Genomic DNA, 16,342 nt, shown 5'->3' on the forward strand with positions numbered 1-16,342 from the left:
ATGTACAAAAAAATGGCACATTAAACTTGCAAAGTTCTAATATTCAGAATTCTGTAGGGTTTGTAATGGTGGATTTTCACTCAAACTCCGAAGTGTAGTGCAGTTTTACCGAAGGGTATTTTTGTTGGGTCATTTGAAGTGAAAACGGAGAATCAGCCAAAAATACAAGCTGTCCTTTTTTATCCGTGGCCAGGAACTTTTGCTTTACCCGTTTAAACTCTTGAAACTCCTCGTTTTTTTCATCTTCAGGCTCCACCCAGCAAGCTTTGTGCACAGGAAAGTTTTCGTAGGTACATTTAGCACCGTACTCGTGCTCCAATCTATACTGGATTACTTCATACTGCAATGCTCCCACGGTACCAATCACCTTTCTTCCGTTCATTTCCAAGGTAAAAAGCTGTGCTACCCCTTCGTCCATAAGCTGATCAATGCCCTTGTACAATTGTTTGGCTTTCATGGGGTCGGCATTGTTGATGTACCTAAAGTGCTCCGGTGAAAAGCTTGGAATGCCTTTGTAGTGCAGTTCTTCACCACTGGTCAAAGTATCCCCAATTTTGAAGTTTCCAGTATCGTGAAGCCCTACAATATCACCCGGATAGGAGATGTCCACAATTTCCTTTTTTTCTGCAAAAAAAGCATTTGGGCTGGAGAATTTCAGTTTTTTGCCTTGTCGCACGTGCAAATAGGGAGTGTTTCTTTCAAAGGTACCCGACACAATTTTAACAAAGGCCAAACGATCTCGGTGTTTGGGATCCATATTGGCATGGATTTTAAAAACAAAACCGGAAAAATCCTTTTCATTGGCCTTTACCAGACGCTCCTCAGCTTTTTTTGGTCTAGGGGATGGAGCAATGTTCACAAAACAGTCCAACAATTCCCGCACCCCAAAATTGTTTAGTGCAGAACCAAAAAACACAGGTTGCAACTCACTTTTTAAGTAGGCTTCTTTATCAAAATCTGGGTAAACACCAGCTACAAGTTCCAAATTATCGCGCAGTTCTTCGGCGGTATCTGTACCGATTATTTTTTCAAGTTCTGGATTGTCCAGATTGTCAAAGGCAATGGTTTCTTCGATGTTCTTTTTGCTGTTGCCGCTAAAAAGGTTGATGTTTTTTTCGTAGATGTTGTAAATGCCTTTAAAATCGTATCCCATTCCTATTGGAAAACTCAGTGGGGTTACTGTTAAGCCTAATTTTTGCTCCACTTCGTCCAAAAGGTCAAACGCATCCTTGCCTTCACGGTCCAATTTGTTGATAAATACAATCATGGGGATGTTGCGCATACGGCAAACCTCCACCAACTTTTCGGTCTGTTCCTCCACACCCTTGGCAACGTCGATTACCACAATCACGCTATCAACTGCGGTTAGGGTTCGGAAAGTGTCCTCGGCAAAATCCTTGTGTCCGGGAGTATCCAGAATGTTGATTTTTTTGTCTTTGTAAATAAAGGCCAAAACGGAAGTAGCTACGGAAATCCCCCTTTGGCGCTCAATCTCCATAAAGTCGCTGGTTGCCGATTTTTTGATTTTATTGCTTTTTACCGCGCCAGCTTCTTGGATTGCACCACCGAACAATAGTAATTTTTCGGTCAAGGTTGTTTTTCCGGCATCGGGGTGGGAGATAATGCCAAAAGTTCTTCGTTTCGCTATTTCCTTTTCAAATTCCATCAACAAAAATTTCGGCAAAAATACAGGATTTATATGTTTTGCCACTCATTTTTAGTGTGATTCGGGATTGTTAATATAATTGGAAAAAAAATAAAGGATTTAAACGAGCCAAAACCAAAAAGAAAGGTAATTTTCGTCGGTTTTAAATAAATCCTCCATAATAGGGATTATCCATTTGTAAAAACACATGGAAGAGGTAACTAATGATGAGGAAATCACCTTTTATCGATAAAAATAGGAGGTAAATGTTAAATGGGTTAATTATGTGACCTGATTGTATCGAAGTGTGTCGAAAGGACCGGAGATATTAAAACCAATAAGAAAACCCCAATTTTCTTACAATTACGAGAACCACTTGTTGCCATGGTGATTAGTTGACCAAAACTTAATCATTTATGGAAAAAATTACTTTCTTGAATTTCAAGAAGAGCGCACTACTATTGTTACTTCTATTTTTGGGATTGCCTATATATTCTACCATTGTCCCGGCAATTAGTCCAATGATGCGTATGGCTGACTCCTTTTTAATGAGCGGAAATACCGACTCTGATGGTGATGGCGTACCTGATAGTGTTGATATCGACAGTGATAACGATGGTATATTGGACGTTGTGGAAGATGCAAACTTGGATGGCGATAACAATCCCGCTACCAACCCGACCGATTCCGATGGTGATGGTATCCCGAATTATCTGGACTTGGATTCCGATGGTGACGGATTGTTGGACAATTACGAAGCGCAAAACTTTGCAGACTTTCAGTTACCTTCCGGTGTGGATTCCGATGGGAATGGGTTGGATGATATTTATGAGGATTCCCCAGGTGCAGGAAATGGCCTGACGCCTATAGATACAGACAGTGATGATGTGCCGGATTATCTGGATATGGATTCGGACAATGATGGTATACTCGATCAGAACGAATCCAGTGTGGTAAGTACAGATTTTGATTGCAGTACAGTTCCTAAATTAGATTTTGGAATGGAACCAACCTTGGAGTCGGGCGATGCGCTTTCCGAAGGTGCTGTTTATCGCTATCAGAACGTAACTGAAGATTTAGATGCATTGGTCACCATAGAAAAAGTGGTGAATGGTGAAATTTTATATTTTGACCAGAATGAGACCGACGCAGAATTTTTTAAACCAGAAATTTATTTCACCACAACATCGGAGGAAAGAAGACCTTACGTAGATTTTAGGATTTCCTTTGTGGACCAGGGCACAGATATACCTGTTGTTTTAGAAGAACTAAGCGCAAACTTTATTGATGTTGATGGAAATGATGAATATCAAGAATATAATCGATTCAATACACCGGCAAGCTACACCCTCGATGCCGATAATGAAATAACGGTTCAGAACACCACGGGAGGATTTTTAGTGAATGGAGGTACCCGGGAATATGATGGTATTTCAAATGAGCACCCCTCCGTAAATGTTGCTGTTGAGTTCTTAAACATTGACTCTTTTGTCTTCCGTTTTGGAATTCAGGCCGATGTGGATGACAATTTTAAAACGAACGTGGCTAGACAGGCCGGTATACAATTTACATGTTTAGATAATTTTAATGACCCACAAACGGTCAATTTTAGCGAAGATATTGATAGTGATGATGATGGGTACCCCGATAGACTGGATATTGATAGTGATGACGATGGTATACCGGACAACGTAGAGGCGCAACCAACTTTCGAGTACATTCCTCCATCCGGAGACGACCTTAATGGAAATGGTCTTGACGATGCCTACGAAAGTGGTGATACAATGGGGCTTTCATTAGAAGATACTGATGCTGACGGAACTCCGGATTATTTGGATGACGACAGTGATAATGACTGGGTGCCGGATAATAATGAAGGGAACGACTTCAATTTTGATGGAATACCCGATTGGACCTATACAGGTGTAGATTCGGATGGTGATGGACTTGACGACGGCTATGAAGGCAGTGATGTAAATGACGGCTTTGATGTGAACGATGAAATTGAAAATCCTGCAACTGATCTACCAGATAGAGATGGTACTGAGGATGTTAACTATCGAGATATTGATGATGACGGTGATGGAATAGATACTCCGGACGAAGATGCCAATGGTGATGGCGACCCCACCAATGATGATACCGATGAAGACGGCACGCCAGACTATTTGGATAATGATACAGATACAGATGGTGATGGAGTTACCGATGAGGATGAAGAGGAAGATGGAACCGACCCAACCGACCCTTGCGATTTTATTGAAGAGCATATCACTCAGCCACAAACTGGAGATTATTTAACTGCTGATTGCGATGGAGATGGGGTCACCAACGAAGATGAAAAAGAAGATGGTACTGATCCATTTGATCCCTGCGACTATAACCCAGAAAGTATAACCTTACCACAAACAGGTGACTACCTTGAGGCAGATTGCGATGGTGACGGTGTTACCAATGGTGATGAAAAAGAGGACGGAACGGACCCTCAGGACCCATGTGATTTTGTGCTCGACAGTCAAACAGTTGACCCAGATTCAACTTGGAACAGTTCTGATTGTGACGGGGACGGTGTTACGAACGAAGATGAAAAAGAAGATGGCACGGATCCATTAGATCCCTGCGATTATAACCCAGAAAGTGTGACCTTGCCACAATCTGCAGATTGGGAAGCTTTGGACTGTGATGGTGATGGTAATCCAAATGAAACGGACCCAGATCCATTAACGGCCAATGCTAACGATGACTTTGGTTCAACACCGGCACTTACCGAGGTTGCAATTAATATTTTAGAGAACGATGATTATCTCCCTAACAACGATCCTATCAACGTAGGGGTGACAAATTTGTCAAGAATTGGAGGAGATGCAAGTGGTACGGTCACTTTTGATGATGAGACCGGCTTTGTAAACTATACTCCTGTAGCGTCCGAATCCAATTCAACGGTTACCATAATTTATCAAGTATGTAATATTTTGCCCGACCCAAGTGTTTGCGCTTCAGCAACCATTTATATTGAGGTTGGTGCAAATGTATTGGATGCAGCGGATGATAACTACACAGCAAGTGTAGGGGAAGATGGCGTGATTGCGGATAGCAACGTACTGTCCAATGATACGTATAACGGTGAACCTGTAACCTTGGCCGATGTAATATTGACCTCCACACCAACCGACGAACTTATCATCAACGAAGATGGAAGTGTAGGCGTTGTGCCCGGGACCGAAGCAGGTACCTATACCATCAACTATACTATCTGTGATGCTACTGACCCAGCTAATTGCGATTCGGCTACGGTTACCGTTGAAGTAATGCAAGGAACAGGGAATGTTATCGATGCAGTTGATGATAACTACACAGCAAGTGTGGGAGAAGATGGTGTGATTGCAGATGGCAACGTACTGTCCAATGATACGTATAATGGTGAGCCTGTAACTTTTACCGATGTTATATTGACCTCTACACCGACTAACGAACTTACCATCAACGAAGATGGAAGCGTAAGTGTGGCTCCAGGGACCGAAGCAGGCACATACACGATCAATTATACCATCTGTGATGTTTTGGATGTAAACAATTGTGATTCCGCTACGGTTACTGTTGAAGTAATGCAAGGAACAGGGAATGTTATCGATGCAGTGGATAATAACTACACAGCAAGTGTGGGAGAAGATGGTGTGATTGCAGATAGCAACGTTCTGTCCAACGACACCTATAATGGAGAAGCAGCAACCCTTGCTGATGTTATATTGACCTCCACACCCACCGACCAACTCATCATCAACGAAGATGGAAGCGTAAGTGTGGCTCCAGGAACCGAAGCAGGCACATACACGATCAATTATACCATTTGTGATGTTTTGGATGTGAACAATTGTGATTCTGCTACGGTTACCGTTGAAGTAATGCAAGGTGGGGATAATGTTATAGATGCCATTGATGATACATATAATGCAGGTGCTGGAGGTGGATTGATTGCCAATAGCGATGTACTGTTCAACGATACTTTGAACGGTGAGGCAGTATCCATGATCGATGTAATATTAACTTCTGCCCCAACAAATGGACTTACTGTAAACGAAGATGGGAGTGTATCCGTTGCACCAGGAACACAACCCGGTACTTACACCATTGAATATACGATATGTGAAACGGCCAACCCAAACAATTGTGACACGGCCACGGTTACGGTGGTAGTTGAAGCTATCGAAGTAAACCAAATGTTGACACCGAACGGGGATTTAAAAAATGACTTTCTCTTCATTCGAGGTGTCGAGTATATCAAATCGAGCTCCATCAGAATATTTAATCGTTGGGGAACCCTTGTATTTGAAGGCAACAACTACGATAATGTAAACAATGTTTTCGATGGACGTGTTAGAGGTAAATCAGCTTTGAGCGTAAACGATTACCTTCCGGCAGGGGTGTATTTTTATATTTTTAATTACGAAACCGTGCAGGGAAGCTTCACAGACTCCGAATACATTTATATAAGCAGATAAGATATTGATAGAATGGTAAAAAAACATTTTTTAACTACGTTATTGTTTATTGGAATTGTATCCACGGGTGCAATGGCACAACAGGATGCCCAGTATACACAATACATGTATAATACCTTGAGTGTCAACCCTGCTTACGCTGGGTCCAGGGGGCAGCTTAGTTTTGCCGGACTGTACCGATCACAATGGGTAGGTTTGGACGGCGCTCCGGAAACCTTCACTTTAAACTTGCATTCACCTATACGCAACAGTAGGTTGGGATACGGTATTTCCATTGTTAACGACAATATTGGTGACGGTGTGGTACAGGAAACATATTTGGATGCCGTTGTATCCTACACTATTGATGTTTCCATGGACGCCAAGTTATCTTTTGGATTGAAAGCAGGTGGGAATATGTTGAGTTTGGACTTCAACAGACTTCGGAATTTTGACCAAGAAGTAGTCAACCAAAATAATATAGACAATAGGTTCACTCCTAACTTTGGACTTGGAATCTATTATCACTCAGATAAGTTTTATGCAGGAGTTTCCGCTCCAAATGTTCTGGAATCAGAATATTTTGACAATGATAACTCGGACGATGGAGTAAACTTTCTCTCCGCAGAGCGTATGAATATTTATTTGATCACTGGATATGTTTTTGATTTGGGCGCAGACCTTCAATTTAAACCAGCGTTGCTTACAAAAGCGGTAGGAGGGGCACCTTTGCAGGTAGACCTTTCCGCAAGCTTCCTGTTTGCCAATAAATTCAGTTTTGGTGCAGCTTACCGTTGGGATGCCGCAGTGAGCGGCTTGGTCGGTTTTCAAGTAACGGATCAGATTATGTTGGGATTGGCATATGATCGCGAAACAACGGAATTGGGAGGAACACAGTTCAATGACGGATCTTTTGAAGTATTCCTAAGATTGGAATTGTTAAAATCTTTCCAAAGAACCATATCACCTAGATTCTTTTAATAATGTTTAGAATGCTGAAAAGAATACTCACATTATTTATCATCGTTTGTGGATGTCTGGTCAACGTAAATGCGCAACAGGACAGTATTCCCGATAAGCAGACTGCCAGGGTTATGGAAAAGGCCGATGAACGCTACAGGCAATACTCCTTTAGCCCGGCCATAGATATTTACAAAAAAGTATTGGACAAGGGATATAGCTCCCCAGATTTGTTGAAAAGGTTAGGGAACGCATACTATTTCAACGCTAAGTACAATGAAGCAGCAGATACCTATAAAAAGTTGGAAGAAACCTATCCAGATGAGATGTCAGTCGAAGATGTTTTCCGATATGCACAAAGCTTAAAGTCGGTAGGGAACTATGATAAGGCTGCCCAAGTTATGCAGAGTTTTAAGGAAATGACCTCTTCCATGGTAGATTTTGATGAAGATTACATGGCCAAAATTGAGGAGAACTCTGGCAGGTATACCATAAAGTCATTCCCGTACAACAGCAAGTATTCAGATTTTGCAGCGGCCTATTACGAAAAAGGCCTCATTTTCGCTTCCGATCGCGATACGGGCAATTTTGCGAGGTACAGGCACACATGGAACGCTAGGGATTTTTTAGACCTTTACAAAGTAAATGCCGATAGTGTTTCCAACAATAGGGCAGTAAAACTGGAGGGCGATGTAAACACTCGATTGCATGAATCCACATCGGTGGTCACTAAAGATGGTACCACCATGTACTTTACCCGAAACAATTTCTTCGATGGAAGAAAGAAGAAGGATGAAGAAGGAATCATACGCTTAAAAATCTTTAGTGCAGAATATATTGATGGAAAGTGGACCAATATTGTGGAACTTCCGTTCAATAGTGATTCTTATTCCGTGGCCCACCCAATGTTGAGCCCAGATGGCAAGAAACTCTACTTCGTTTCCGATATGCCCGGGAGTTTAGGGGAGTCGGATATTTTTGTAACAGAGATTATAGGTGATGGTACCTATGGTCCAATCCAAAACTTAGGGGACAATATCAATACCTTGGCCAGGGAAACATTCCCGTACATAACCCAAGAAGGAGTACTATATTTTTCGTCCGATGGACACCAAGGACTGGGCGGATTGGATATTTTTGCCACTAAAATCGCGTATAACGATTATACCCAGCCAGTGGTTAACGTAGGAAAACCAGTCAATACCCCAAAGGATGACTTTTCCTTTATCTACAATACCGAGGACAAAACAGGATATTTTGCTTCAAACAGGGATGGCGGCATGGGAGATGATGATATTTACGAATTTGTGGAAAATGAGCCACTTACATTGGATTGCATACAAGAAGTAACAGGAACCGTTAGGGATCGCATTTCTAATGAGGTTCTTGCCGGAGCAACCGTGAAGATCATTGATGAGGAAAATAATGAGATTTCTTCTACTATTACTGATTCTGATGGTAATTACATACTCCAATTGGATTGTTCCAAAGGTAATTTTGTGAGAGCATCAAGGGATGGTTATGTACCTGCGGAAGAATATTTGCCAATATCCGATGGAAAACCTCGAATTGTGGATTTTTATTTGGAACGCGATTTGGTCACCGGAGGTTTTGGCGACGACCTGGCAAAATTACTACAGTTGAGCACCATATACTTTGATTTGAACAAGTATAATATCCGACCCGATGCTGAAATTGAGATTCAAAAAGTAATTGTGGCCATGGAGAAATACCCAAGTCTAAAAATTAAGGTGAATTCACATACCGATAGCCGGGGTGTTGACGCCTATAACCTTTGGTTATCACAAAAAAGAGCAGAATCCACTGTTGATTATATGATTTCCAAAGGAATTTCCCCTACCAGATTAGAAGGAGAAGGATTTGGCGAAACCCGATTGGTAAATGACTGTGTAAATGGCTCAAAATGCTCCGAAGAGGAACATCAACTCAATAGAAGGTCGGAGTTCATCATTTTTGAATAAAGACTTTGTGCCAAAAGGATATTTGAGCGGCCCCCATATGGGGCCGTTTTTTATGGATTCTACCTCAATTCATTGTTACTATTTTATTGGATAGTTCATTTTTCATAGTAAAGCCAAACACTTTCCAGTTTCAGTAAACTTGTAAGATTCAACCTACTAGATTCACTGTTCTATTTAAATCTTATCGACGAACAGCCTTTAAAAAAGTGTGAAAAAATATTGGGGTAACCTCAAAATTTACAGACTATACAGTTCTATTCCATCTGTTCACAACAATTATTTTCAGCCCGTAAAAGTGGGGGTAAATTTGTATCAGGTTGAAAATTCGGTAAGTAGAACTACATAAGAACGAGTAGACCAAAAATACAAAATCAACAAAACAACAAACACAATCCTCAACTAATAGTAACCTCATGAAAAAGAGCATTCTAGCCCTATTTTTTCTTTTTTTTACAGGAATTGCCTTTTCTCAAACCACAGTAACCCTTCAGGATCAATGCAATTGTGAGGTCCTTAAGGGTACGGATGTTTCCAGTTCTGGTGCAATAACACCAGTTGGTGCAGATTTGGGAGATATTTATGTAAATACCAATACAGGAACCATATACTTCTGGGATGGTGATTCATGGGAGTTGACATTTATCGATACTAATACGGTAAATAGTAGAATGGAAGTGGTCGGAACAGACTTGGTGTTAATAGACTCGGACAATAATATCGTTTCAATTCCTCTTACGGATGTTGCAGCGGGAGGAGCCATTGGTCCGCAAGGCCCACAAGGCTCGATAGGAGAACAAGGCCCCGTCGGTGACAAAGGAGAAACAGGCGATAAGGGAGAGACCGGTGACAAGGGCCCCCAGGGCGACCCCGGCATACAGGGGCCGCAAGGCCCAATGGGAGAGCAAGGCCCTGTCGGCGATAAAGGAGAAACAGGCGATAAGGGAGAGACCGGTGACAAGGGTCCCCAAGGCAATCCCGGCATACAGGGGCCGCAAGGCCCAATGGGAGAGCAAGGCCCTGTCGGCGATAAAGGAGAAACAGGTGATAAGGGAGAGACCGGTGATAAAGGCCCGCAGGGCGACCCCGGCATCCAGGGACCTCAAGGCCCAATGGGAGAACAAGGCCCCGTCGGCGATAAAGGAGAGACAGGTGATAAGGGAGAGACCGGGGACAAGGGCCCACAGGGCGACCCCGGTATCCAAGGTCCACAAGGTCTTCAGGGAGATAAGGGAGAAACAGGTGACAAAGGCCCCCAGGGCGATCCCGGCATACAGGGACCTCAAGGCCCAATGGGAGAACAAGGCCCCGTCGGTGACAAAGGAGAGACAGGCGACAAGGGCCCCCAGGGCGACCCCGGCATACAGGGTCCGCAAGGCCCTGTCGGCGATAAAGGAGAAACAGGCGATAAGGGAGAGACCGGTGACAAAGGCCCACAGGGCGACCCCGGCATCCAAGGTCCGCAAGGTGACCCCGGTATCCAAGGTCCACAAGGTCTTCAGGGAGATAAGGGAGAGACCGGTGACAAGGGTCCACAGGGTGATCCCGGCGTTCAAGGTCCGCAAGGTCCGGTCGGAGAACAAGGTCCCCAAGGAATACAAGGAGAACAGGGTCCGGTAGGATTGCAAGGTCCAACTGGTGAACAAGGTCCACAAGGCCCAATAGGAGAGCAAGGCCCTATAGGTGAACAAGGTCCTGATGGACTTGCTAATTTAGTTGTTACAACTGCAGAACCCGCAGGGCTTAACTGTACAGCTGGAGGAGTAAAAGTCGAAACTGGAATTGACGACAATAATAATGGAACATTAGATGTTAGTGAAGTTGATTACACAGAATATGTGTGTAATGGCGACCCTTCAACAGATGATCAAAAAGCATCAGAAGTGGACTCAGATACTCCGGTAGATGTAGACGGTGATGGAAACACGGAAGCTACGGTAGAGGACGTAATTCAGGATATAGCGCCAATTACATCCAAAGCAGCAAGAATATTTTACCCGCCATCTATTGCTATTGATGCTTCAACCAATGGCACTTTTAGTCTTGATCTTTATCAAGAATATATCAACCAGTATGGTTCGCCTACAGTCGGAAGTACGGGCGCACCTGCCGCAATTCCAACTTATAATCGTACCGATTTGTATTACTACGTAACCTATGCAGACCCTACGGTGTTCGACACTGGAAGTATGACAATCGATGCAAATGGTAATTTGAATTATACCGTTCAGGCACAACCTGCCGACTACAATGCATTGATCAACGTGGTTTTTGTAGTAAAATAATAAGGATTAAAGACGGATAGAATTTGAAATCAAACACCTCATATAAGTCTTTACTCATTGGACTGTTCATTTTCTTTTTGGGAATGGGCCTTGCAAATGCACAATTCTTGCTACAAGCACCCGATACTGGTGATGAATATAACTATCAATGGTTTGAAGCATCGGATACCGGAACTGTTTTGGGAACCAATTCATTTTATGAAGCTACTCAACCCGGTGTCTATTTTGCCACTTATGATGGTACACTCTGCGGGTCCAATGCGACGGGTTATTTTATATTGACCGACTGCGAAGCACCCAACAATGAGGTGGTCTTGGATATTTCGGCTAGTGTTCCTTCGGGAGCTACCGTAAGCTGGAGTCCAGCGCTAAGTGGGGATCAAACCAGACCTACCGTTACAAGTATCCAAACTGTAATGAGGTATGTGGCCACTATTACAAAAATTGGTAATAGTACAGAACTACCACGTTTTACGGTGGTATGCATGAGTCAAGCAGCAAACTTGATGAATGACATGATTGCTGTCAATGAAGACGAATCGGTTGCCATACCCATATTTGACAATGATTCCGATGTACCAACCGAAGGTACTTTGACGGTTACTGACCCATCAAACGGAATAGTGAACATTGATGATAATGGAACCACCAATGACCCGACCGATGATGTCTTGACCTATACACCGAACCCTGATTATAACGGAAATGATGGTTTTGGCTACACCATCTGCAATTCTTTCGGGAATTGTAGTACTGCAACGGTTACTGTGGATGTGCTTCCCATTGTGGATGCCAACGACGATTCGGTATCTACCGATATTGGTATGGAAGCGGTTGTTTCTTGGCGAGCCAATGATAACGATATACCTACTACGGGTTCTATCACAGCTACAGACCCATCCAATGGAACCGTTGTTTTAAATGATAATGGTACGGCTGTTGACCCCTCTGATGATGATATTACCTACGTGCCAAATTCTGGATTTACAGGAACAGATTCTTTCGAATATACAGTATGTGATGCTAATGGAAATTGTAGTACTGCAACGATTACGGTAATCGTTAATCCTTCAGGAATTGATTTGGATAGTGACAATGATGGTATTGTGGACAGTTTTGAGGATTTGAACTCAGATAACGATGGTGACCCATCAACCAACCCTACGGACACCGATAGCGATGGTATACCCGATTATTTGGATATAGATAGTGATAATGATGGTATTCCTGATAATATTGAAGCGCAATCTGTCTTGGGTTACATTGCCCCAAGTTTAGCGGATGAAAACGGTAACGGTTTGGACGATGCGTATGAAAATGATGGAAATGTGGGATTGATTCCTCTTGATTCCGATAATGATGGTATTCCAGATTATGTGGACGAGGATAGCGACAACGACAATGTCCCCGATGCCATTGAAGGGCACGACCATGACCATGATGGTATTGCAGATGTGGAGTTAATCGGTTCCGATAAGGATAACGACGGTTTGGACGATGGTTATGAAGGGGAAACAGTAATCGACATTGATGTAAACGATGAAATGGATGACCCAAGTACAACCTTACCAGATAACGATTCCGACGGTATCCCGGATTTTAGGGATTCCGATGATGACGATGACGGCATCGAAACCATAGATGAAGATTTGGATATGGATGGAAACTATGCCAACGATGATTCCAACGAAAATGGTATTCCAAATTACCTAGATCAAGACTTGGGTGAGTTGACCGATACAGAAGAAGAACCCGACCCAATCAATGTAATTACACCAAATGGTGATACGGTACATGATGTGTTTACCATAAAATATATAGAAAACTACCCGAACAACACCGTGCGAATTTACAATAGATGGGGGGTAATGGTTTTCCAGACCAAGTCCTATAATACCAGCGGTAATGTCTTTGATGGTACTTCCCAAGGAAGGGTTACCGTGGACAAGGATAACAAATTACCAGTTGGCACCTATTTCTACGTAATAGATTATGAGGATCAAAATGGAAACATGAAACAAATTTCAGGTTATCTATACATAAACAGATAAAGAATGGTTACTGTGGAGAAAAAGATGTTTAAAGGAAAAATGCAATGGTTGTTTGCGCTGTTTCTACTTGGTGTGGCGAGCATGCATGCACAACAAGATGCACAGTACACCCAATATATGTACAACACGGTAAGTGTTAACCCGGCCTACGCAGGTTCACGGGGTCACTTGAGCATTGCAGGCCTGTACCGTAACCAATGGTTGGGGCTCGATGGGGCACCAGAGACCCAAACCTTGAATGTTCACACACCAGTTGGTTATCGTGGTGTTGGTTTGGGATTATCTATTGTAAACGATAAGATCGGGCCTACTTCCGAGACCTATTTTGATGTGGATTTCTCCTATACCCTACAAACTTCAGATGAAGGTAAATTGAGTTTTGGTCTTAAGGGAAGTGCCCACATGTTGGACATACGCTATTCCGAACTCGATGAGTTTGAGGTGGACCCACAACTACAATCACAACAAGACATTCAGAATAAATTTTCCCCGAACATTGGGGCTGGTGTATACTACCATACCGATAAATTTTATGCCGGTATTTCGGCTCCAAGAATGTTGGAGACCACCCATTTTGACTCATCCTCGGCTTCTACGGCCAAGGAACAGATGAACCTTTACCTAATTACTGGATATGTTTGGGATCTAAACCCATCTTTAAAGTTTAAGCCCACACTTTTGACCAAAACGGTACAAGGGGCACCATTACAAGTGGATCTCTCCGCCAACTTTATGTTGAACGAAAAATTTATTGGTGGGGTGGCCTACCGCTGGGATGCCGCGTTTAGTGGACTTATGGGCTTCATGTTGTCCGATCAATTTATGATCGGTCTCGCCTATGACCGTGAGATATCGGAACTTGGAGCGGCCACCTTTAACGATGGTTCCTTTGAAATCATTTTAAGGTATGATTTTATCAGAAATATCGGAAACATGAAATCCCCACGTTTCTTTTAGGAAGAATTTAAATACCTATTCCCGTTATTTTATCGCAAAGGTCATATTTTTACCAAATGAGAGAGGAAAATGTGATACTTGTAAATGAAAAGGACGAACCCATAGGTTTAATGCCCAAAATGGAAGCCCATGAAAAGGCATTGCTGCACCGGGCATTCTCGGTTTTTGTGATGAATGCCAAGGGAGAGACCATGCTCCAGCAAAGGGCCAAGGATAAATACCATTCCCCATTGTTGTGGACCAATACATGCTGTAGCCATCAACGGGAAGGAGAAAGCAATATTGATGCCGGCAAGCGCAGGCTCATGGAAGAAATGGGCTTTACCACCGAACTCAAGGAACTTTTCAATTTTGTGTACAAGGCCCCTTTTGACAATGGCCTTACCGAACACGAGTTCGACCATGTGATGGTGGGGTATTTTGAAAACGAGCCCAATATCAACCCAGATGAAGTTGCCGATTGGAAATGGATGCATCCCGAAGACATAAAAAGGGATATGGCAGAAAACCCCGAAGAGTACACTGCATGGTTCAAAATTATTTTTGAACGTTTCTACGACCATCTTATGCAAAACACCCAGGCACAATGAAAGTAAAAGCAAGTAGAAAGGCCAGTTTCAATGCCGCGCATAGATTGTACAGACCAGATTGGGATAACGAAAAAAACAATGCTGTTTTTGGAAAATGCAACAACCCAAAATTTCACGGACATAATTACGACCTTATAGTCAGTGTTACAGGGGAAATTGATCAGGAAACCGGCTTTGTTATGGATTTAAAAGTCCTCAAGGAATTGATCAAGGAACATGTGGAGGAAGCTCTGGACCATAAAAACCTGAACCTGGATGTTCCAGAATTCGAGAATTTAAACCCTACGGCCGAAAACATAGCGGTAGTAATATGGAACAAGTTGAGGCCCCATATAAGTAAAGATAAGGAGTTGGAGGTTGTACTCTATGAGACCCCTCGAAATTTTGTAACCTATACAGGATAAGATGAGCCTATATCCATTAAAATTTAAACCGATACTTAAGGAAAGACTTTGGGGAGGCACCAAATTAAAAGATGTTTTAAACAAACCCATTGAAAGCGATATTACTGGCGAAAGTTGGGAACTCTCCGGAGTCCATGGCGATATTTCCGAAGTATCCAATGGGGACTTGGCGGGAACTTCGCTTCAACATTTGATGAATGAACAAGGAGAAGCACTTTTGGGAAAGGGTGTTGTGGAACGTTTTGGGAACGAATTTCCCATACTCATCAAATTTATTGATGCCAAGCAAGACCTTTCCATACAATTGCACCCCAACGACGAGTTGGCCAAAGAACGACACAATTCCTTTGGAAAAACGGAGATGTGGTACATTATGGATGCCGACCCTGGCGCTAAACTGATTGTGGGTTTCAACAAAGATGTAGAAAAACAAGAGTACATTAAAAGTATTGAAGAGGGCACTTTAACCGATTTGATGAACTATGAAGAAGTAGGGGAAGGGGATACCTTCTTTATCAATACGGGAAAAATCCATGCCATTGGGGCTGGTGTGCTTTTAGCAGAGATTCAGCAAACTTCCGATATTACCTATAGAGTTTTCGATTTCAACAGAAAGGATAAGGATGGAAACCTAAGGGAATTACACACTTGCTTGGCCGTTGATGCCATCGACTATGAAAAAAAGGATGATTTTAAGATAGATTATCCGAAACTGCCAGATGCTGTCAACCCTATGGTGGATTGCCCATACTTTAAAACAAATTTTATGGAGTTGGCCCAACCTTTAAAGCAAAATGTAACGGATAGGGATTCTTTTACAATTTATATGTGCGTTGGTGGAGAAGCAACCATTAACAACGATTGGGGAAGCGCGTCCATTAAAAAAGGGGAAACTGTTCTTGTTGCTGCATCAAGTAATTATGTAGATATTGATACCCAAGGAGCTAAACTTTTAGAAGTTACCATTTAATACTATCTTTAAACAAAACTGCT

The 16,342-nt window shown here is 42.6% G+C and carries 10 protein-coding genes; 9 read left to right on the top strand and 1 reads right to left on the bottom strand.

Features of this window, described 5'->3' with window-relative positions:
• Positions 1 to 76: 76 nt before the first annotated feature.
• A complete protein-coding gene (locus AC13CS_RS04270; RefSeq protein WP_482888489.1) occupies positions 77 to 1,666 on the bottom strand; it encodes a peptide chain release factor 3 in 1,590 nt (529 codons plus the stop codon).
• Positions 1,667 to 2,061: 395 nt separating this feature from the next.
• Between AC13CS_RS04270 and AC13CS_RS04275 the strand changes: the two genes are divergently transcribed.
• The 9 genes from AC13CS_RS04275 to AC13CS_RS04315 all read left to right on the top strand — a co-directional run bounded on the left by AC13CS_RS04275 (position 2,062) and on the right by AC13CS_RS04315 (position 16,319).
• Positions 2,062 to 6,144 carry a T9SS type B sorting domain-containing protein gene (locus tag AC13CS_RS04275; RefSeq protein WP_482888490.1) on the top strand — a complete coding sequence of 1,361 codons (4,083 nt, stop codon included), beginning with the start codon at positions 2,062 to 2,064 and terminating at the stop codon, positions 6,142 to 6,144.
• Positions 6,145 to 6,156: 12 nt separating this feature from the next.
• Positions 6,157 to 7,104, top strand: coding sequence for a PorP/SprF family type IX secretion system membrane protein (locus AC13CS_RS04280; protein ID WP_293168594.1), 948 nt, complete (start codon positions 6,157 to 6,159; stop codon positions 7,102 to 7,104).
• Positions 7,105 to 7,115: 11 nt separating this feature from the next.
• A complete protein-coding gene (locus tag AC13CS_RS04285; protein WP_482888491.1) occupies positions 7,116 to 9,065 on the top strand; it encodes an OmpA family protein in 1,950 nt (649 codons plus the stop codon).
• Between the two features lie 413 nt (positions 9,066 to 9,478).
• Positions 9,479 to 11,347, top strand: coding sequence for a DUF7151 family protein (locus tag AC13CS_RS04290; RefSeq protein WP_482888492.1), 1,869 nt, complete (start codon positions 9,479 to 9,481; stop codon positions 11,345 to 11,347).
• Positions 11,348 to 11,370: 23 nt separating this feature from the next.
• Positions 11,371 to 13,398, top strand: coding sequence for a T9SS type B sorting domain-containing protein (locus tag AC13CS_RS04295; protein ID WP_482888493.1), 2,028 nt, complete (start codon positions 11,371 to 11,373; stop codon positions 13,396 to 13,398).
• Between the two features lie 39 nt (positions 13,399 to 13,437).
• Complete coding sequence (locus AC13CS_RS04300; RefSeq protein WP_482888552.1) at positions 13,438 to 14,355, top strand: PorP/SprF family type IX secretion system membrane protein; 918 nt, start codon at positions 13,438 to 13,440, stop codon at positions 14,353 to 14,355.
• 56 nt (positions 14,356 to 14,411) lie between these two features.
• A complete protein-coding gene (gene idi / locus AC13CS_RS04305; RefSeq protein WP_293169298.1) occupies positions 14,412 to 14,945 on the top strand; it encodes an isopentenyl-diphosphate Delta-isomerase in 534 nt (177 codons plus the stop codon).
• Positions 14,942 to 15,349, top strand: coding sequence for a 6-carboxytetrahydropterin synthase (locus AC13CS_RS04310; RefSeq protein ID WP_293169296.1), 408 nt, complete (start codon positions 14,942 to 14,944; stop codon positions 15,347 to 15,349). Before idi ends, AC13CS_RS04310 begins: the two co-directional genes overlap by 4 nt.
• Position 15,350: 1 nt before the next feature.
• Positions 15,351 to 16,319 (top strand): type I phosphomannose isomerase catalytic subunit, encoded by a 969-nt coding sequence (locus AC13CS_RS04315; protein WP_482888494.1) that lies wholly within the window; start codon positions 15,351 to 15,353, stop codon positions 16,317 to 16,319.
• Positions 16,320 to 16,342: the final 23 nt, after the last annotated feature.

Source organism: Flagellimonas sp. B-3 (assembly GCF_056857835.1).